Origin of the sequence: Aureibaculum algae, assembly GCF_006065315.1 — a bacterium.
In the GTDB taxonomy this organism is placed as follows: domain Bacteria; phylum Bacteroidota; class Bacteroidia; order Flavobacteriales; family Flavobacteriaceae; genus Aureibaculum; species Aureibaculum algae.
This window is the reverse complement of record NZ_CP040749.1, coordinates 1,195,042-1,214,500: the sequence shown is the minus strand read 5'-3', so window position 1 is coordinate 1,214,500 and position 19,459 is coordinate 1,195,042. Positions and strand designations below refer to the sequence as shown.

The following is a 19,459-nucleotide window of genomic DNA, read 5'->3' as shown; positions in this document are numbered from 1 at the left end:
AAATAGGTATACAATAATCAAAAAGTATCCCTATAAAAATGACAGCGTAACTAGAGGACGTTCAGTGAACCTTTTACATTAAAAAATTTAGTCAAGAAATATGCCAGATAAAAAAGCAATAGAACGTTTAGAGAATGCAAATTTTAAAGAAAACGCACCTTACAGTAACAGTTTTCGACTCAATGATAAAGGACAGATTGTCGATCTTACTATTTCAGGCGAAGATCTTTCTGAGTTTGATTTCATCAAGGAATTAACAAATTTACAGACCTTAAGGCTTCATCGAATTACAACTACCGATTTAAAAACTTTAGCAAATTTACAGAATGTAGCAAGCATTGATTTTTCGTATTGTAAGATTCAAGATTTTAAGATTTTGGCGAGTCTACCAAATCTTTCCGCTTTGAAATTCATTGAAAATAAAATCACAAGTTTCACATTTTTGGAGCAGCTCCCTAAATTGAAATCGCTGTCCATTCGTTATGAAGATAAGCTGAAGGATTTTGATTTTTTAGGAAAGCTTAATCTTGAATCGTTAACACTCGAAGGAGCATATATTAAAGATTTTGGTTTTTTAAAGAATCTAAAGGAGTTACAGCACCTCGAATTGCCGATGAACAAAATTACGGAGGTAAATTTTTTAGATGGCTTAACCCAGTTAAGGTACCTAGATTTGTCGAGGAACTACATCACTGAGGTGAAGATTTCAGACAGCTTACCGCATCTAATAGAGCTTAATTTGTCGATGAACAGTTTCGAGGATCTGAGCTTTTTAGATCATCTACCGCAACTAACGACACTAGATCTATCTTATACTGCAATCAGTGATTCAAAGCCTTTCGAAGATTTAACAAAACTGACCGCTTTAAAATTGGGCATAACAAAAATTTCCGATTTTAAATTTTTAGGAAAAATGCAACTTGAATCCTTAAGCCTTAGCGATGCTAATATTGAGGCTTTTGAAATTTTTGAAAGTCTAAAAGGGCTTAAGCACCTCGATTTGTCTAGGAATCAAATAGAGGATATGACGTTTTTAGAATCCTTACCCGAGCTAACAACACTAGATCTATCTCGAACTAAAATCACTAATTCATTGCCATTAGCAGGCTTAACAAAGCTCACCTCTTTGAACTTGGAAAGAACTCGAATTTCCGACTTTAGTTTTTTGGGGCAACTTCAGCTTGAATCCTTAATACTCAAAAATGCTAAAATTAAGACCTTTGATTTTTTTGACAGTCTAAAAGGACTAAAACACTTAGATTTATCGGACAATAAAATCACAGACATACAATTTTTAGAGGGCTTTTCTCAACTGACAACACTCGATCTTTCTTCGAATTCATTGAGTGATTCTCAACCATTAGCAGCCTTAACAAGACTAACTTCTTTGATTTTAGAATCCACAGATATTGAAGACTTTAGTTTTATCAACAGCTTATCAAGTATCAGAAAATTAGATCTATCTGGTAATGACTTAGAGGATATCAGCTTTTTAGAGCCTTTACACGATTTACTGTTCTTAAATTTAAGCGACAATGAAATTTCCGACCTGGAACCATTGGCGAAGCTCACTTTATTGAACAATTTAAATCTTGAAACCAATGAAATAACAAGTGTAAAAGCCTTAAAAGATCTAAGTCGACTTACTGAATTGGATTTATCATCGAATGAGATCTCGGATGGTACAGGATTAGAAGATAAAACGCATTTAATTGATTTAAATTTAAGCTATAATGAGATTGAGGATATTTCCTTTCTTCATCATTCTATTGATCTAACCTATTTAAAATTAAATGAAAATAGAATCTCAAATTTAAAGCCGATCGAAAATATGGATGGGCTCTATTCACTTCGTCTAAATGACAATGAAATTAAAACGATTGATGCTTTAAAGAATTTGGTGGGACTAGAAATTCTTATGCTTAATAATAACCAAATCGTAGACATTAAGCCACTTGAAAACCTTCCGAAATTGCGTGATTTAAAGCACGAAGGGAATAATATTCCAATTGAAAAAGAGGTCATATCTGATGCTGATCTCGCTAGGTACAAAGCATGTTATCTAAAATTCCAAGCATTAGAAGAAAAACCACAAGGGATGACTTGTGAAATTGGCGATCCTTTAGAATTTGGTGATATGACTTTTCGTTTAGATGAATTTGATTCTTTTTATGATATGTTAGGGATGCTCGAAATGAAGAATTTTGATGAAGAATTATTGGTAAGATTCCCGCAATACGTTGCCTTAGCTGCTGTTGATTTAGAGCGGGTTAAATTATTTGATTCGTTCTGTGAATATGTATTGTTTGTAGATACAAGTTCCCCTAAATATCCCGTTGTAATTTTTGATTATACAACCCAGTTTGATGTTGTTTATGAAACCTTTGAAGAATTTTATAATGAGCTAAGAATTTATGAATAAAGCAATATGATAAGTATTGATTTTAGGTTATTAAAAAACTTTATTCGAGCAAATTCGTTAGGTGTTTTGAATTAATTTTTGTGACTTATTTACTTTGATACAAAGGAGATGTTATTCAATTACGACAGCTATTAAATTTAATAAGAGTTGCATCAATATATAAAAGATGATTTGAATAAAAATACCGATATCACAACAATAAAAGGAGCTAAAAACAGTTAAAAATTGTTTTAATTTATTGAATGAAATAAGATTACACTTATCTTTAGACTTTAAAATACCCCATATGGCATCTAAATTTATAGCATAAATTATTAGTTTAAATTATCCCGAGGCTCCGAGATTACCCTGTAGCCATGTTATAGCACGAGACAATAAAAATAAACACGAAATTTTAACAAAAAAAAATAAAAATGAACCTATTGGTTTCAATGCATGCTTATTTTATTCTAAATCTACCAGGGTAAATACCTTCTGTTTTGAGCATTTAAATACAGCAATTAAGGTAAATTCAACATTGAATATAGAATTAGTTTCACCAAATGATATTACAACTATTAAAACTTTTTTGAAAGAACAGGTTGGAATGGATGATACTTTTGGTTATACTGAAAACCTTGTTTCTAGAAAAGAGATTTTTATGATTAAGGAATCGGATGTTATCATTGCCACGAGTGAATGTAGAATGAGTGATTCACAACCCGAGATTGCCGATTTAGGAATTATCGTAAACAAAAATTATCAAGGTAAAGGAATTGCAACACAAATAATGAAAATGCAAGTGAATAGAGTATTAAAATCCGGTAGAAAACCGATTTGTTCAACAACTTTGGATAATATCGCTTCAAAAAAAGCAATTGAAAAATCAGGGTTTTATTGTTCTAATATCATTTTTGACATTGCTTTTTAAATACGGAAAGAAAAACTAAGCAACATACAGATCTGAGATTAAAAACTTAAAATAAAAACAATAAATTAGTTATAAAAATATGAAAAAGACAACTGTATTTGTAATTGTTATCATCATGAGCCTGCTACTCCATTCCTGTAAAAAAAACAAGCAGTATAATGAATATGCAGATGCTACAATTACTACGTTGCAAAAGTGGTATAATATAGAGACTGGCCTATATGACACCACAAGTTGGTGGAATGCAGCCAACGCATTGACTGCAATTATTGATTATTCTAGAATAACAGGTTCTAAGGAGTATCTGGATGTTGTTGAAAATTCTTTTGAGACCTGTAAAGAATTTGAAGTTGAAATGCCTGACCCTAAGGACAATTGGATTTGCCGAAATTATATCAATGACTATTACGATGATGAGGGTTGGTGGGTATTAGCTTGGATAAATGCCTATGATCTTACAAATGATGACAAATACCTAAAAATGGCACGCATCACTTTTAATGACATGGCAACTGGCTGGGATGATGTTTGTGACGGTGGTATCTATTGGAAAAAACCAAAGATTGGTAAATCAGCAGTACAAAATGAACTATTTATGCTGAGTGCAATACGTTTACATCAAAGAGGTGGAGGCGAAACACTTGGAAAAAATTATCTTGTATGGGCAGAAGACACCTTAGAATGGTTTATGAATTCGGGAATGTTAAATGAAAAACATCTTGTAGAAAATGGTTTAAATAAGCAGTGCGAAGTAAGCGTTGGAAGTTTACACACGTATAATCAAGGTATGATTTTGAGTGCATTAGTAGAATTATATAAAGAAAAAAATGATGAGTTGTTGTTAGACTTGGCTCATAAAATTGCTAATGCTACCATTACACATATGGTTTATGAAAATGGAATTCTAAAAGACCCAAAAGAACCAAAGCTTAATGGTGACGCTACTCAATTTAAAGGCATTTTCATGCGACATCTGGGATTTCTATACGCTACGTCGCCAAGAACAGCGTACAAAACGTTTATTTTAAAAAATGCCGATGTTATTTGGTCTGTCGCCAGAGATTCATCAAATAATGAAATAGGTGGTATATGGAATGCTCATCCAAAAAAAACCGATGCATCAAGCCAAAGCTCTGCACTTGATGCTTTTAATGCCGCAATGATTGTAAGTGGTAGTAATTAAGAATCTGTTAACGACCTCAACCATTGCAATATAGTAATGCAAAAGACAATCTTAGATAGACCCTATAAATACAATTGCTAATTCTTGTCTATTTATAAACTTTAGAGCATCGAGAATTACGTTTATTGACTTCGGAATTTCTCCCGAAGCGTCGAGAAAGTTTTTATTTGCTAAATTAGGTGCTTAATCACGAACTAATTATTTCAAACCTATTGTGTTTCATATGAAAAGGATATAATAGATAGATAAAAAATTGGGTTATTTAACATAACAATAGAGTAGAACATGAAATATCATTATTTATTATTGACATTTTTATTTATGTCAACTATAACTCTTAGCCAAACGAATGAATTTAGTGCAAGTAATTTACGTTGTGAGTATTTGAAAAACCCAATCGCCGTTGATGTCAAAAACCCTCGATTTACCTGGAAAATAGAAGATAAAAGGAACGGTGCATTACAATCATCTTACCAAATAGTGATAGATACTGATTCGTCCAATGTGGCCGAAGGAATTGGCAAAATATGGAATACTGGCAAAATGTCAAGCAACGCAACTTTAAGACGCTATACAGGCAATCAACTATTACCGTTTACAACCTATTATTGGGCGGTAACTGTGTGGGATAAGGACAATAAACGGCACTCTACCCCCAAGGTGGCTAGTTTCAGGACTGGAATGATGCAATCATCCAATTGGAAAGGATCATGGATTATGGATACCAATGATATTTCATTAAAACCAGCAGCCTATTTTAGAAAAGAATTTACCCTTTCTAAAGAATTGAAATCCGCCTACATTTATACTGCGGTAGCTGGATTGTACGAACTTGAACTAAATGGTGCTAGAGTTGGAGATCACCAACTTGATCCTACATTTACACGTTTTGACGTTAGAAATCTATATGTTACCTACGACATTACCAATTTACTCAAGAAAAAGAATGCCATAAGTATATTGTTAGGAAACGGTTGGTATAACCATCAATCAACTGCCGTTTGGAATTTTCATGAAGCTTTATGGAGAGGAAGACCCCGGTTCTGTTTAGATCTAAGGTTGGAATATACTGATGGAACCATAGAAATTGTTTCTACCGATAAAAGTTGGAAAACATCTTTAAGTCCTGTTGTACTAAACAGCATTTATACTGGAGAACAGTACAATGCGAACCTTGAAGAAGATGGTTATAATAAAGTTAGCTTTAATGATACGCTATGGAAAAATAGCATAGTTACCCAGGCACCTTCAAAAAATATTGTTTCTCAGCAATTGCATCCAATCCGAGCTATGGAAGAAATAATACCAAAAAGTATTCGAAAAATAAGTGATAAAAAATATATTTTTGATTTAGGCAGAAACATTTCAGGAGTGACAAAACTCAGTGTTTCAGGACAACCACAAACTGAAATTAGATTAATTCATTCGGAGATTCTTGACAATAAAGGAAACTTAAATTTATCAAACATTGACCTTCATTATAGACCTACAGACAATACAGATCCGTTTCAAACAGATATCTACACCCTAAAAGGTGAAGGAATTGAAACATTTTCTCCAAAATTTAATTATAAAGGCTTTCAGTATGTTGAGGTAAACAGTAGCCAGCCAATAGAACTCACAAAAGAAAGTTTGACAGGTATAGTATTGCATAGTGATGTACCAAAAATTGGTTATATAAATAGTTCAAACAACACCTTGAATAAAATTTGGGAAGCTACAAATAACTCGTATTTATCAAATCTATTCGGTTACCCAACAGACTGTCCTCAACGAGAAAAAAATGGTTGGACAGGAGATGCCCATATAGCAAATGAAACGGGGCTTTATAATTTTGATGGAATTACAATCTATGAAAAATGGCTTGAAGACCATAGGGACGAACAACAAGCAAACGGTGTTCTGCCATCTATTATTCCATCAAGTGGATGGGGATATGATTGGGGCAATGGTCCTGATTGGACAAGCACCATCGCAATTATACCATGGAACATCTATTTATTTTACGGTGATTCTACACTATTGGAAAATTGTTATTTAAACATAAAAAGGTATGTAGATCACATTACCGAAATAAGTGAAGACAATTTGACTACTTGGGGCTTAGGAGACTGGATACCTGTTACAACAAAACCTCCTGTTGAATATACATCTTCCATTTACTATTTTGTTGACGTTTCTATTCTTGCTAAAGCCGCAAAACTTTTGGGGTATCAAGCTGATTTTGTTCATTATTCAAAACTGGCGGAAGAGATTAAATCTGCCTTCAATAAAAAATACTTTAACAAAGAAACTGGCATTTATGGTAAAGGATCACAAACCGAACTCAGCACCTCTCTTCATTGGGGAATGGTCCCTGAGGGAGCAGAGAAACTGGTTGCCAAAAATTTGGCAGATAGGGTAATCAAAGATAAGAAACACATTAATGTTGGACTCTTGGGTAGCAAAACTATTTTAAATGCTTTAAGTGATAATGGCTATGCAGAATTAGCCTATGAAGTGGCTTCGCAGGAAACGTTTCCTTCATGGGGCTGGTGGATTGTAAATGGATTTAAAACCCTCCCTGAAAATTGGGATTTAGAAAAGGAAAAGAATGACATTTCTCACAATCATATTATGTTTGGGGAAATAAGTGCATGGTATTTTAAAGCACTTGGCGGTATTAAACCAGACCCAAATAATCCCGGTTTTAGAAAATTTATACTTGAACCGAACTTTGTAAAAGGATTAGATCATTTTGAAGCCAGATTCAATTCCCCACAGGGTGAAATAACAAGTTCATGGAAAAGAATTGGTAGTAAGATATATTATCATGTCGTAATACCTCCAAATAGTGTTTGCCGTCTTACGTTGAAGGCAAATAACATATCAAAAAATATGCATCCATTGATTACTAATAAAGAAAATGGATTAATTCATTTGAACTTAGAATCTGGTACTTACACTATTCAAATTAATTAGACGCATTTAAAAGAAACACGACAATATAATAATGATTAACTTTAATTGAATGTTCCGTCCTACTTATAAACCCAAAAGTGTCAGTAAAATCTTAAACTATAAACCAATTAAATAACCAAATACTTTAAAAGTTACAACCTTCGTATGGTAAAAATAAAACAGATGAATTGGTCTTTCTGATATGTGATATCATAACCTTAAGAACCTGCCCAAAATAAAGACATCTTAAGAATAAATGTTATTCCTAAAGACCTCTCAAAGAAAAAGTAAAATGAGATAAATGTAACTTAGGTTACATTTATTTAAAATACTAATCGTACATTTACGATAGTAAATATGAAATGAGCCTTATTGGATGAATTGGTATTAAAAGAATTGTTTATTGATAACTACTTTTAACCGATAAAACCAATAAACATAATCAGATGAAAAGAAGTTTAGAACATATAGAATACAAGGAAAACACAGAAGATTTGGCCCGATTTGCTAAAGCTTTGGGACATCCAACACGTATTGCTATTTTAAAACATCTTGAAAGCCAGTCTTGTTGTTTCACTGGAGATTTGGTTGAAGTATTTCCATTGGCACAATCTACAATTTCTCAACATCTTAAAGAATTAAAAAATGCGGGTCTAATTCAAGGAGAATTAAAACCGCCCAAAATAAAGTACTGTATCGATCAAGAAAATTGGAAGATTGCAAAAACATTATTCCAACAATTTTTTGATTGATATTTTTTTAATAATCATATCGCCTATTGGCGATAAACAAATTTAAATATTATGAGTAAAGTAATTAAAGTATTAGGTACAGGTTGTCCAAAATGTCAATCAATGACAAGTGTTGTTAAAGATGCAATTTCAGAAAACAATATTGATGCTACCCTAGAAAAAGTTGAAGATATCATGGAAATCATGAAATACAACGTAATGAGTACACCCGCATTAGTAATTGATGATGTTATTACAATAAAAGGTAGAATACCCTCTAAAGATGAAGTATTGGAGCTATTAAAATCATAAATTTTATATTATGAATTATCATATCAAAGCGTCTTCAATCTCAAATAAAGATGCTGTTATTCATATAAAAGAATCGAATATAGATTTCGGTACCACGTTAAAAACTGCTGAAATCTTGCCAAATCCTGCTGAATTATTCTTGGGTTCATTTGCTGCTTGTATGCTTAAAAACGTAGAACGATTTTCAGCTATGATGAAATTCTCCTATTCAAAAGCAACACTTGAGGTAAACGCTACACGTCTTGAACATCCGCCAAGAATGGACCATATCATTTACCATTTGACAATCTACAGTAACGATAAAAAGTTGAACACCGAATTGTTAAAAAAGAACATTGAAAAATTCGGTACCATCTACAACACCGTAAAATTATCTTGTACCATTTCAGGGACTATCAATACAATTGAAAATGTTTGATTGGATACAAAATATAGCAGATTGGTTTGTTTATGATATTTTGAACTTGAATAAAGGACAACATTTAGCAGAAGCTCTCAATTTCTTTATTTACGATACCACCAAAATTTTAATTTTACTTTTTGTTATAATTTTTTTTATGGGAATAGTCAACAGTTACTTTCCTATAGACAAGGTTAAAAATTATCTCTCAAGAAATAAATTATACGGATTAGAATATCTTATGGCGAGTCTTTTTGGTGTAGTTACACCTTTTTGTTCTTGCTCATCAGTCCCTTTATTTATAGGTTTTGTTAGAGGAGGAATACCACTGGGAGTTACTTTTGCATTTCTTATTACTTCACCATTAGTGAACGAAGTTGCAATAGGGCTTTTTGTTGGCTTATTTGGACTTAAAACCACTATTATTTATGTGGTAAGTGGTATTTTGTTAGGAACCATTTCTGGAGTAATTCTTCAAAAATTAAAATTAGAATCCTATTTAACACCTTGGGTAAAAGAAGTATTGGCTAATGCACAAAAAGATCAAGATACTTTTATCGCAGAAAAACAAACCTTAAAACAACGATTGCCCGTTATTTGGGATGAAGTGCTGAAAATACTTAAAGGTGTTATTCCCTATGTCATTGTAGGAATAGCTATCGGTGGTTTAATGCACGGCTATATTCCTGAAGGTTTTTTTGAACAGTACATGGCTAAAGACAATCTATTGGCAGTGCCAATTGCTACCCTGTTAGCCGTACCCATGTATTCCAACGCCTCAGGTATATTACCAGTTGCCCAAGTTTTAGTTGCTAAAGGAATTCCATTAGGCACAGCCATTGCTTTTATGATGGGTGTTGTTGGGCTATCATTACCAGAAGCAATGCTATTAAAAAAGGTAATGACCTTCAAACTCATTGCAATCTTTTTTGGTGTTGTAACACTATGCATTATCATTTCAGGATATTTATTCAACATATTATTATAAACCATAAAACAATAAAAATGAAAATCATCAAATTTTTAACCATTTTAACTATCGGCTTAATGCTAACTGCCTGCAATGGACAAAGCAAAAACAACAATCAATCAGTAGACCAATCCATTTCTAAAATAGAAGTGTTAGACTTCCACTCTACTCATAGATGTATGACCTGTAAGGCCATTGAAGCAAATACAAAATATACATTAGACACTTATTATTCAAAGGAACTAAAAGCTGATAAAATTACATTTCAAGTTATTGATGTAGATAAAAAGGAGAATGAAAAAATTGCTGAAAAATTTGAAGCCTCTGGAACGGCTTTGATTCTTAATGTGATAAAAAATGGTAAAGAAAAACAAATAGATTTAACAGAATTTGCCTTTATGGAAGGAAATGACAAAGATGCTTTTTCTAAAGAACTAAAAACGAAAATTGATACTGAGTTAAAAACATTCTAAATGGAGTTTTTACAATCTCTTTTAGAGAATTACAACATTCCCATATTATCCGCATTGATACTCGGACTAATGACCGCCATTAGTCCGTGTCCTTTGGCAACGAACATAACGGCAACAGCATTTATTTCCAAAAACATATCGAGCAAACGGAAAGTTTTTTTGAGTGGTGTATTGTACTCTTTAGGAAGAGGATTTAGTTATACTACCATTGGATTGATTTTATATTTTGGTGCAAGTAAATTTCATATAGCTCGATTTTTCAATCAGAACGGAGAAAAATATTTAGGTCCATTATTGATCATCATCGGTTTGATAATGCTTAACGTTATTAAACTTAATTTTCTCGGAAAATCAAATTTTCAAGAAAAATTGTCCGATAATTTCAAGGATAAAGGTTTATTAGGTTCTTTTCTAATAGGTGTAATTTTTGCGTTGGCATTTTGCCCCTATAGTGGAGCTTTGTTTTTTGGTATGTTAATCCCGATGACCATTGCATCAGTAGACGGACTATACTTGCCCATAATATTTGCATTCGGAACCGGATTACCTGTACTTCTTTTCACCTACTTATTGGCCTTTACAGCAGGGAAAATCGGTGTATTCTACAACAAAATAACGAAAATTGAAAAAATAATGAGAACAGTTGCTGGGGCAGTTTTTATATTGACTGGATTGTATTACGTTTCCATTTTTACTGGAATATTGGAATAGATAAATACTAAAAAGGCATTCACATGTACACCAAACCATAAAAGGAATAGAGCAACTATTATTAGAAGTGATTTAACAATAAAAAGATGATGCAAATAAAAGGCCATTGGTTACGTTAATTAGAACACTCCGGAACTGCATTCTTTAAACCAACCCAATAAAAAAATGACTTGGAAAAACACTTTTACAACATTAATTGTAGCACTTTCTACTTTAATTTTAATACAAATAGGTATCATAGTTCAATATGGTTTGGGAACTATATTGAATCCCTTTGGATTAATAGGCTTTGCCGGTTTAATTATTTTTTTCATTTACATTTATTTTTTAAACAAAGCATTTGAGCAAAATAAACAAAATAATAATCTTAAAAATTTAGAGTATGTTAGCTATGTATTTATAGCATTAAATATAATTCCTATTGTTAGAAGTCTTTTTTTTATTACGCTAAGTTATCAAACTTTTAAAGTTTCTATATGGTTAATTCCAATGCTAATAAACATAATAACTATAGGCTTACTTATTTATTCTTTTATTCTTAGAAAAAAGACATTTGGTCGTTTTCTAAAAATTAAAAATGATGAATTGGTTTATGACTTAGAGTCTTTAAAACACAAATCTTTTGAAACAGACAAGCAAAGATTAGAAGTATGTAAATTATGTACAAATAGAACCTTTGATAAAAATGTTGGAATGGTATGTTCTTTAACTCTTGCAAAACCAACTTTTAAGAGCATGTGTACTGATTTCAATTTAGATACTAAAGAATACCAAAAACGAGTTAATGAAGTCATAGAAAATGGTAAAAACTCAAAGAAGAAATCGGTTTGGGCATACAATGTAACGGCAATTATTGTTATTAGAATCATTATTAAGATAATACAAAGTAGTTAATATCGTATTTTGTTTTTACAGCTCAACTTAAGCATAAGAAATGCACGATACACCGAGAACTTTTTTAAAGTGTAACTCACAAAAATACTGGTAAAGAATTAATTACTTAGGCAAAAGAGGCACGAGATAATGGAGCCATAGCCACATTTATGTTTCATAGTGTTGGAGGTGGTTATTTAAACGTATCCTCAGAATAATTACAACAATTATTAATTTATCTTAAAGCCAACGAGCAAGATTATTGGGTAGATACCTTTTATAATATTACCAACTACATCACAAAAACATTAGACGAAACTGAATAAACTCGTATTAACCTTTGGGTTATTCATCATCACTTTTAGCTTGTGTTACTTCTCTAAATGTCGGCAAAGCTTCACTAATACTGCCCACACCCTTTTTATTAACTTTAAAAGTTACATCCTTTGTTGTAGTAAACAATAGCACAGATAAAAAAGATTTTCTGATATGCGATTTCACAACTTCATGGGCTTGTTCTAATGTAAGCTCATCTTCTTTATCTTCGGTATCTCTAGATCTATAGCGTAATTTTAGTAAGACCTTAAAGCCATCTTCAGCATAAATTGGTCTTAAAAATATATTTCTCAAATTAGGTTTACCAATAGTTTTAGCCATAGTTAACTTAGCAAAACGGCCTTCTTGGACACTTTCTTTTACCTGTTCCCAGAAAAGAACAAATACATCTTGGTAGGGCATAATTTAAAGATTTTTTAGGAAGTATTTCGTTGTATCAAAAGTAATACTAATTATTGAATTCATATATTAGAATCTATCTACATTACTCCGGTATCTGGATAATAAGCAATAAACAATAGTCAACAGACACTAAAAAAAGCTTATAAATTCGTGTTAAGATAAAATACATCATCAAACTATGAGGGCGACTAAGTGTAAAATTTAGCATATTTTTGTATCAATCACGTCATGCGTTTTTATCATTTTCGTTCTGATAATTTGACAACATAAAAATTAACAACCAATAAAAGACAATTAAATAGTATGGAAATGACTCTAGAATACTGGAACAGCCTGGCAAATCAGCTCATTTTAATTAGTGCCTTACTAAGTGGATTTTCCATTGCAATAGTTGCCAACCTTGTCGTTTCCGATAAATCTGATAAAATAAGTAATAGACTGTTAAGAACTGCAACTGTATCGGCTGCTTGCTTTCTCGTTAGTGTTTTTGCAATGACTAAAATTTCAATGATTACAACACCAGGAGGATACCTAAAGAATGTTACTTCGAGTGACTTCTTATTGCCAAGAATTATTGGAATGATATGCTTTATGCTAGGTTTGTTCGCTTTGACAACTTTAATTTCACTTTCAGGTTGGACGAAATCAAGAAAGGCCGGAATATTTTCAACAGTTATTGGAGTTATCACTCTTCTATTAATTTTAATAACATTGACTGATTTTCATGCCAGTTGAGTATAAAACCAATCCTTAAGATTGTTAATTATCGGAAAAACTATTACACGGAAAATTCAATACACTATAGTTGTTGGCATTGTACTTCATGGAAATTTCAAACGGTTTAACATATGTAACTTCTTATAAACATAGTTATGAAAAAAATACCCATTATTAAAATAGTCTTGCTTTGCATGCTATTATTCTCATTTTCTAAATCAAAGAACGACAACGATATTATAGCCAAAAATGAAAAAGTAAAATTGGCGGGTACCGGATTTAAATTTACCGAAGGTCCTGCTGTAAATTCAAAAGGTCAGGTTTATTTTACAGATCAGCCCAATGACAAAATTCACATATGGGATCAAAAAAAAGGTATTTCACTTTATTTAGAAGGTACAAGAAGATCAAACGGAATGTACTTTAATACAAACCAACAATTGGTTTCATGTGCCGATGAAAACAATCAATTGGTCTATTTTGACGAAAACAAAAAACTTCATGTAATTCATGAAAATTATGAAGGCAAACACCTAAACGCTCCCAATGATTTATGGATTGCCCCTAATGGTGGTATCTATTTCACTGATCCCTATTATCACAGAGAATGGTGGAATAAAAATCATAGTGAGCTTCAAGATACACATGGTGTTTATTATTTAAATTCAAATGGAAAAATATCTAGAGTTATTAATGACTTTAAAAAGCCCAATGGAATTATAGGCACACTTGATGGTAAAATAATCTACGTTGCGGATATTGAAGACAACAAAATATGGAAATACACTATTGAACCGGATGGTAATTTAAGCAATAAAACTTTTTTCGCACCTCATGGTAGTGATGGAATGACCATTGACAATAAGGGAAACGTATATTTAACTTCAGGAAAAATATGGGTATATAATTCAAAAGGTGAACTTATAAAAGAAATTGAAACTCCAGAAAAACCAAGTAATCTCTGTTTTGGCGGAAAGAAAAGAAATCTACTTTTTATTACCGCACGGACTTCCGTATATACACTAAAAATGAAAGTAAAAGGTGTCGATTAGTAACAACGCCACCAAAACCTTGCAGCACTACTATTAACATAACATGTTTCACATTAAAGCCTACCTAAACATTCACCAATTTTCTTGACAAATAAGCTATTAAAAGGGTAACTTAATAGATTCTGGATCAATAAAATCTTTGGTATAAGGATTTTCAAGAAAACTAAGTGGTGGTTTTTGAAATTGAAGAATATCCTCTTTTTCAATACCATAAACTTGCCAATAATTGGAGAGTAATTGGGCAAATATATCCTCATCCCAAAGTCCGAAAACTGGAAGTTTATCAGCGGTTTTAACTTCTATAGTAATTCCACTGTCTTGGCTTTCAATGTTGTATTCAGGTTTGTACTGTAAAATATAATCTGAATAATGAAATCTCGCATACAACTCTTCAAACTGAACGGGATGTAAAACGTGACCTTCAATTTTATCGAGTAACTCTTTTTGTTTCTCGCCAATTACTCCGTTATCTTGTAAACATGCAACAAAACCAAAACCATTGACTCCAAAGGAGAACATTAAATTAATAGCATCGTCGCGATAGCTAAAAATATCAGAAGAATATTTAAGTGGAAATACAGCTATACTCCATGGTTTTTTCCCTTTAAAAGAAATTGGTTCTATTAACGATTGTAGCATTAAATGGAAGTAACCAAAGCGTTTTCTGAGCGTCTGAGAAAGTTTAAACTCTTCGCCTTTCTTTAGCAGTCTATCTCTTTCATAAACCATTTCGTAATATAAAAGACCATAGACCATTCTACCAGTCCATTGAAAAAGCAACTCTTGATCGAGTTCCTCCATTCCTTCAAAACCTTTTTTAAATGCAGCCTGAACTTTTACATCCAGCTCCTCAAAAGCCTTTTTCACTTCCGCTGAACATGGTAATTTAAGATCTGCATAGGTATACGCCTTGCTTTTATCCATCATCTCAATTCTTTCATCTCCAAATTTAAAATGATTCATTAGCCATTCTGGAAAAACGGTAATATTTTCATTGGTCAAGTCTCCAGAAAGGAAGCAAAAATGTTCGTCAAAAATTAAATCTTTAAAAGGGTTAAAAAGTGATTGAGACATAGATATTCAAAAAATTAAGATTGATTTTATGTTGCAAATATAGTTATAAACCATTATTTACTTTACTCAATACACACAGATATTGTACTTATAAAAAATAGCTGAAACACGCTCTTATTTCAGTACTGTTTTTAAACAAAAAACCCGCTCAAATTTTAAATAAGCAGGTTTTTATTTTTTCTATATCAATAATTGAGCAATCCATACTACTTCGTCACCTTCAACACATCCTCAATAATTTTCTCTAATTGTTCTTTAGGTAAAGCCCCTTGTGCCATTTGTGGTTGGCCTTCAGCTGGGCAAAACAGCATCGATGGAATACTTCTTATTGCAAAAGCAGCCGAAAGTTCTTGTTCTTTTTCAGTATCTACCTTATAAATATTTATTTTACCTCCGTATTCTTCACTCAATGCTTCCAACACAGGAGCAATGGCTTTACAAGGTCCACACCAATCGGCATAAAAATCTATAATACAAGGCACATCACCTTCAAAGGTCCATTCTTTGTTTTTTTCGAAATTAAAAACTTTTTCTAGAAAAGTCTCTTTCGTTAATAATTCTGTCATATTTTTTCTTTTAGTTCAACCTATGAATCACAATAACTATTCCGTTATTTGAATAAGACAAATTGACATATTTTAGATTAAAACACTGCAACTTAAGTTACAATTGTTAGTATTTTTAAGTTTTATCGTCTAAACCAGCTAACCTACTAAAATATTTTATTATGAATTCAAAAGTAACACTAGTATTAAGAATACTATTAGGATTAATTCTTGTCATTTTCGGTGCTAATAAATTTTATCCTTTTATGCCAGCACCAACAGAAATGTCTGAAGGAGCCATGAATTTTATGGGAGCCCTAGGCAAAAGTGGCTATATGTTTCCACTTATTGGTGGTGTTGAAGTTATCGTTGGTCTTTTACTACTCTTAAAAAAATGGGTGCCTTTTGCATTGATTTTATTAGCTCCTGTTGCTGTAAATATGGTTTTATTTCACCTTGTTCTTGAACCTGGTAGTACGGCCCCTGCATTAGCTGTACTAGTTATAAACGCTATCCTTATTTATGCTAATTGGGATAAATTCAAAACATTATTTAATTAGTTAAATAACAATTAATGGTTATAAGCATATCTCAAGAGATATGCTTTTTTTATGTATTTTTGCTAGACTCAAATAAAAATTTTCATCTCATGAAAAAATATCCATTTCTTATCTTAATTGCCCTACTAATAATGTCTTGTAAAACCGAAAAAAAAGTTGAAGAACAAACTGCATTATCTTATCCAGAAACTAAAAAAGTAGATACCGTAACCAATTATTTTGGTACAGATGTTAAAGACCCTTTCCGATGGTTAGAAGATGATATGTCTGATGAAACTGGACAATGGGTTGAGGCTCAAAACAAAGTAACTTTTGACTATTTAGATAAAATTCCTTATCGCGAAGAACTTAAAAAACGATTGGAAAAATTATGGAATTACGAAAAAGTAGGCTCGCCATTTAAAGAAGGTGATTATACCTATTTTTATAAAAATGACGGATTGCAAAATCAATATGTGGTGTATCGTCAAAAAGATGATTCAGAACCTGAAGTCTTTTTAGACCCGAATACCTTTTCTGAAGATGGTACCACTTCTTTGGCAGGATTGTCTTTTTCTAAAAATGGAAAACTAGCCGCCTATTCAATTTCAGAAGGAGGCTCTGACTGGCGTAAAGTAATTTTAATAGATGCCATTACCAAAGATATAAAAGAGGACACGTTAATTGACGTAAAATTTAGTGGTGTTTCTTGGAAAGGAAATGAAGGTTTTTATTATTCAAGTTATGACAAACCTAAAGGAAGTGAATTGTCTGCAAAAACAGATCAACATAAACTGTTTTATCACAAATTAGGGACTTCTCAAAAAGAGGACGCTCTTATTTTTGGTGGTACAGCAGCAGAAAAAAATAGATATGTTGGCGGTAGCGTGACTGAAGATGACAGATATTTAATTATTTCAGCTTCCACTTCTACCTCTGGAAACAAACTTTTTATAAAAGACCTACAAGACAAAACAAATACACTTAAAACTGTTGTAGACAATTACGATAGTGACACTTACGTTGTTGAAAACGTTGGCAGCAAATTATATATTGTAACGAATAGAAATGCTCCAAATCAAAAAATTGTAACAGTTGATGCGGCAAACCCTTCTCCTGAAAATTGGAAAGATTTTATTCCTGAAACTGAGAATGTTTTAAGTCCTAGTACTGGTTCTGGATATTTTTACGCCAACTATATGGTTGATGCTGTTTCTAAGGTATTGCAGTACGATATGGATGGTAAATTAATTCGTGAAGTAAAATTACCAGGCGTAGGTTCAGCAGGTGGTTTTGGTGGTAAAAAAGAGGCTAAAGAATTGTATTTTTCGTTTACCAATTACATCACTCCTGGTACTATTTATAAATTAGATCCTAAAAGTGGGGCTTATGAAGTTTATAAAAAACCTGAAATTATTGGTTACGACAGTAGTAATTTCGAATCTAAACAAGTGTTTTACACCTCGAAAGATGGAACAAAAGTACCGATGATTATTACGCACAAAAAAGGATTGAAATTAGATGGTAAAAACCCAACTATCCTTTATGGCTATGGTGGATTCAACATCAGCCTTACCCCAAGTTTTAGTATTGCCAATGCGGTTTGGCTAGAACAAGGTGGTGTTTACGCTGTACCTAATTTACGTGGTGGTGGAGAATATGGAAAAGCGTGGCACGATGCCGGAACACAACAAAAAAAGCAAAATGTATTTGACGATTTTATCGCTGCCGCAGAATATTTAATTGCTCAAAAATATACATCTTCAGACTATTTGGCTATCCGAGGTGGTTCTAATGGTGGACTTCTAGTTGGGGCAACAATGACTCAACGACCAGATTTAATGAAAGTAGCCTTGCCTGCTGTTGGTGTATTAGACATGTTACGTTATCATACTTTTACTGCTGGTGCAGGATGGGCCTATGATTACGGAACTGCAGACCAAAGCAAAGAAATGTTTGAATATTTAAAAGGATATTCACCAGTACATAATGTAAAAGAAGGTGTTCAGTACCCTGCAACATTGGTAACCACTGGCGACCATGATGATAGAGTTGTACCTGCACATAGTTTTAAATTCGCAGCTGAATTACAAGATAAGCAATCAGGTAACAATCCTACTTTAATTAGAATTGAAACCAATGCGGGTCACGGAGCAGGAACACCCGTTGCAAAAACAATTGAGCAATATGCTGATATTTTCGGTTTTACACTCTACAATATGGGCATAACAGAATTAAAAACCGATTTTAAAGATTAATTTGGAAAAGAACTTTATTTTCATTGAAGAAATGTCAATTTTCAAAAAGATATTCTTCTCGGTTTTTCTTGCCCTAGGAATAGTTTTACTTTTATCTGGAGGTATCTTTTATGGTTTCATTATTTTGGGAATAGCAACCAAATTTTTAATGCAAGAAGGTGTTGAATTGGATTTGCATAATTTGAAATATAGAGAACTAGTTACTTGGTATGGAATTAAATTTGGCAAATGGAAGAAGCTCCCTGATATTGAATATGTTTCGGTTTTTGAAACTAAAAAAACAAGTAGATTTAGAGCAGGTGGTGGTAATGCCACTTATGCTTCAGAATTAATATTTAAACTTAATTTATTTTATCAAAGAAACAAACACATCACTCTACTTGCCACAGAAAATAAAGACAAGGCCATGGAAATTGGAAATAATATTTCTAACATATTAGGTGTGCAATTAAATAATGCCACAAAGTGATTTTAAGTATGAAAGACAGCTCTGACAAATTTCACTTGTCATTCCGACAGAGCGACAAAAGGAGTGACGAGGAATCTTTTAAATGACATCTTCTATTAATGAGATTCCTCCTGCGTCGGAATGACAGTTTTTATTAAATTAT

General features: G+C 32.3%; 19 protein-coding genes. 16 read left to right on the top strand and 3 right to left on the bottom strand.

Features of this window, described 5'->3' with window-relative positions:
- Nucleotides 1–100 precede the first annotated feature (100 nt).
- The 11 genes from FF125_RS04755 (at nt 101) to FF125_RS04705 (ending at nt 11,946) form a co-directional block, all read left to right on the top strand.
- Entirely contained in the window at nt 101–2,422 is a 2,322-nt protein-coding gene (locus tag FF125_RS04755; protein WP_138948703.1) for a leucine-rich repeat domain-containing protein, read from the top strand.
- 517 nt (nt 2,423–2,939) lie between these two features.
- Nucleotides 2,940–3,332, top strand: coding sequence for a GNAT family N-acetyltransferase (locus FF125_RS04750; protein ID WP_250629684.1), 393 nt, complete (start codon nt 2,940–2,942; stop codon nt 3,330–3,332).
- Nucleotides 3,333–3,411: 79 nt separating this feature from the next.
- Entirely contained in the window at nt 3,412–4,515 is a 1,104-nt protein-coding gene (locus FF125_RS04745) for a glycoside hydrolase family 76 protein (RefSeq protein WP_138948701.1), read from the top strand.
- Between the two features lie 321 nt (nt 4,516–4,836).
- Complete coding sequence (locus FF125_RS04740; RefSeq protein ID WP_138948700.1) at nt 4,837–7,476, top strand: alpha-L-rhamnosidase; 2,640 nt, start codon at nt 4,837–4,839, stop codon at nt 7,474–7,476.
- A gap of 425 nt (nt 7,477–7,901) precedes the next feature.
- Nucleotides 7,902–8,207, top strand: coding sequence for an ArsR/SmtB family transcription factor (locus FF125_RS04735; protein WP_138948699.1), 306 nt, complete (start codon nt 7,902–7,904; stop codon nt 8,205–8,207).
- 51 nt (nt 8,208–8,258) lie between these two features.
- On the top strand, nt 8,259–8,498 hold the full coding sequence (locus FF125_RS04730) for a thioredoxin family protein (protein WP_138948698.1): 240 nt from the start codon (nt 8,259–8,261) through the stop codon (nt 8,496–8,498).
- A gap of 10 nt (nt 8,499–8,508) precedes the next feature.
- Nucleotides 8,509–8,916, top strand: a complete 408-nt coding sequence (locus FF125_RS04725) for an OsmC family protein (protein ID WP_138948697.1) — start codon at nt 8,509–8,511, stop codon at nt 8,914–8,916.
- Nucleotides 8,909–9,886: a permease gene (locus FF125_RS04720; RefSeq protein WP_138948696.1), complete on the top strand. Its 978-nt coding sequence runs from the start codon at nt 8,909–8,911 to the stop codon at nt 9,884–9,886. Before FF125_RS04725 ends, FF125_RS04720 begins: the two co-directional genes overlap by 8 nt.
- A gap of 17 nt (nt 9,887–9,903) precedes the next feature.
- Nucleotides 9,904–10,341, top strand: coding sequence for a nitrophenyl compound nitroreductase subunit ArsF family protein (locus FF125_RS04715; protein ID WP_250629683.1), 438 nt, complete (start codon nt 9,904–9,906; stop codon nt 10,339–10,341).
- Complete coding sequence (locus tag FF125_RS04710; RefSeq protein ID WP_138948695.1) at nt 10,342–11,052, top strand: aromatic aminobenezylarsenical efflux permease ArsG family transporter; 711 nt, start codon at nt 10,342–10,344, stop codon at nt 11,050–11,052.
- Between the two features lie 165 nt (nt 11,053–11,217).
- Nucleotides 11,218–11,946 carry a hypothetical protein gene (locus FF125_RS04705; RefSeq protein ID WP_138948694.1) on the top strand — a complete coding sequence of 243 codons (729 nt, stop codon included), beginning with the start codon at nt 11,218–11,220 and terminating at the stop codon, nt 11,944–11,946.
- 324 nt (nt 11,947–12,270) lie between these two features.
- Here the strand turns inward: FF125_RS04705 and FF125_RS04700 are convergent, their stop codons facing one another.
- A complete protein-coding gene (locus tag FF125_RS04700; protein ID WP_138948693.1) occupies nt 12,271–12,663 on the bottom strand; it encodes a hypothetical protein in 393 nt (130 codons plus the stop codon).
- A 309-nt stretch (nt 12,664–12,972) separates the two neighbouring features.
- On the opposite strand from FF125_RS04700, the gene FF125_RS04695 reads away from it, so the two are divergent.
- Nucleotides 12,973–13,398 (top strand): hypothetical protein, encoded by a 426-nt coding sequence (locus FF125_RS04695; RefSeq protein WP_138948692.1) that lies wholly within the window; start codon nt 12,973–12,975, stop codon nt 13,396–13,398.
- A gap of 137 nt (nt 13,399–13,535) precedes the next feature.
- Nucleotides 13,536–14,432: an SMP-30/gluconolactonase/LRE family protein gene (locus FF125_RS04690; RefSeq protein WP_138948691.1), complete on the top strand. Its 897-nt coding sequence runs from the start codon at nt 13,536–13,538 to the stop codon at nt 14,430–14,432.
- A gap of 99 nt (nt 14,433–14,531) precedes the next feature.
- On the opposite strand, the gene FF125_RS04685 is transcribed toward FF125_RS04690, so the two are convergent.
- A complete protein-coding gene (locus tag FF125_RS04685) occupies nt 14,532–15,506 on the bottom strand; it encodes a hypothetical protein (RefSeq protein WP_138948690.1) in 975 nt (324 codons plus the stop codon).
- A gap of 206 nt (nt 15,507–15,712) precedes the next feature.
- Nucleotides 15,713–16,072, bottom strand: coding sequence for a thioredoxin (gene trxA / locus FF125_RS04680; protein ID WP_117882225.1), 360 nt, complete (start codon nt 16,070–16,072; stop codon nt 15,713–15,715).
- A gap of 161 nt (nt 16,073–16,233) precedes the next feature.
- Here trxA and FF125_RS04675 point away from each other — a divergent pair, with 161 nt between their 5' ends.
- From FF125_RS04675 to FF125_RS04665, 3 genes are all read left to right on the top strand, one after another.
- Nucleotides 16,234–16,611, top strand: a complete 378-nt coding sequence (locus tag FF125_RS04675) for a DoxX family membrane protein (RefSeq protein ID WP_138948689.1) — start codon at nt 16,234–16,236, stop codon at nt 16,609–16,611.
- A gap of 89 nt (nt 16,612–16,700) precedes the next feature.
- Entirely contained in the window at nt 16,701–18,848 is a 2,148-nt protein-coding gene (locus tag FF125_RS04670; protein WP_138948688.1) for a prolyl oligopeptidase family serine peptidase, read from the top strand.
- Nucleotide 18,849: 1 nt separating this feature from the next.
- Nucleotides 18,850–19,317 carry a hypothetical protein gene (locus FF125_RS04665; RefSeq protein WP_138948687.1) on the top strand — a complete coding sequence of 156 codons (468 nt, stop codon included), beginning with the start codon at nt 18,850–18,852 and terminating at the stop codon, nt 19,315–19,317.
- Nucleotides 19,318–19,459: the final 142 nt, after the last annotated feature.

Excerpts from the sequence above, each read along its gene's own strand:
- FF125_RS04755 (WP_138948703.1), top strand. The coding sequence starts at position 101 with ATGCCAGATAAAAAAGCAATAGAACGTTTAGAGAATGCAAATTTTAAA.
- FF125_RS04675 (WP_138948689.1), top strand. The coding sequence starts at position 16,234 with ATGAATTCAAAAGTAACACTAGTATTAAGAATACTATTAGGATTAATT.
- FF125_RS04705 (WP_138948694.1), top strand. The coding sequence starts at position 11,218 with ATGACTTGGAAAAACACTTTTACAACATTAATTGTAGCACTTTCTACT.
- FF125_RS04685 (WP_138948690.1), bottom strand. The coding sequence starts at position 15,506 with ATGTCTCAATCACTTTTTAACCCTTTTAAAGATTTAATTTTTGACGAA.
- FF125_RS04745 (WP_138948701.1), top strand. The coding sequence starts at position 3,412 with ATGAAAAAGACAACTGTATTTGTAATTGTTATCATCATGAGCCTGCTA.
- FF125_RS04735 (WP_138948699.1), top strand. The coding sequence starts at position 7,902 with ATGAAAAGAAGTTTAGAACATATAGAATACAAGGAAAACACAGAAGAT.
- FF125_RS04670 (WP_138948688.1), top strand. The coding sequence starts at position 16,701 with ATGAAAAAATATCCATTTCTTATCTTAATTGCCCTACTAATAATGTCT.
- FF125_RS04730 (WP_138948698.1), top strand. The coding sequence starts at position 8,259 with ATGAGTAAAGTAATTAAAGTATTAGGTACAGGTTGTCCAAAATGTCAA.
- FF125_RS04690 (WP_138948691.1), top strand. The coding sequence starts at position 13,536 with ATGAAAAAAATACCCATTATTAAAATAGTCTTGCTTTGCATGCTATTA.
- FF125_RS04720 (WP_138948696.1), top strand. The coding sequence starts at position 8,909 with ATGTTTGATTGGATACAAAATATAGCAGATTGGTTTGTTTATGATATT.
- FF125_RS04715 (WP_250629683.1), top strand. The coding sequence starts at position 9,904 with ATGAAAATCATCAAATTTTTAACCATTTTAACTATCGGCTTAATGCTA.
- FF125_RS04695 (WP_138948692.1), top strand. The coding sequence starts at position 12,973 with ATGACTCTAGAATACTGGAACAGCCTGGCAAATCAGCTCATTTTAATT.
- trxA (WP_117882225.1), bottom strand. The coding sequence starts at position 16,072 with ATGACAGAATTATTAACGAAAGAGACTTTTCTAGAAAAAGTTTTTAAT.
- FF125_RS04725 (WP_138948697.1), top strand. The coding sequence starts at position 8,509 with ATGAATTATCATATCAAAGCGTCTTCAATCTCAAATAAAGATGCTGTT.
- FF125_RS04710 (WP_138948695.1), top strand. The coding sequence starts at position 10,342 with ATGGAGTTTTTACAATCTCTTTTAGAGAATTACAACATTCCCATATTA.
- FF125_RS04700 (WP_138948693.1), bottom strand. The coding sequence starts at position 12,663 with ATGCCCTACCAAGATGTATTTGTTCTTTTCTGGGAACAGGTAAAAGAA.
- FF125_RS04740 (WP_138948700.1), top strand. The coding sequence starts at position 4,837 with ATGTCAACTATAACTCTTAGCCAAACGAATGAATTTAGTGCAAGTAAT.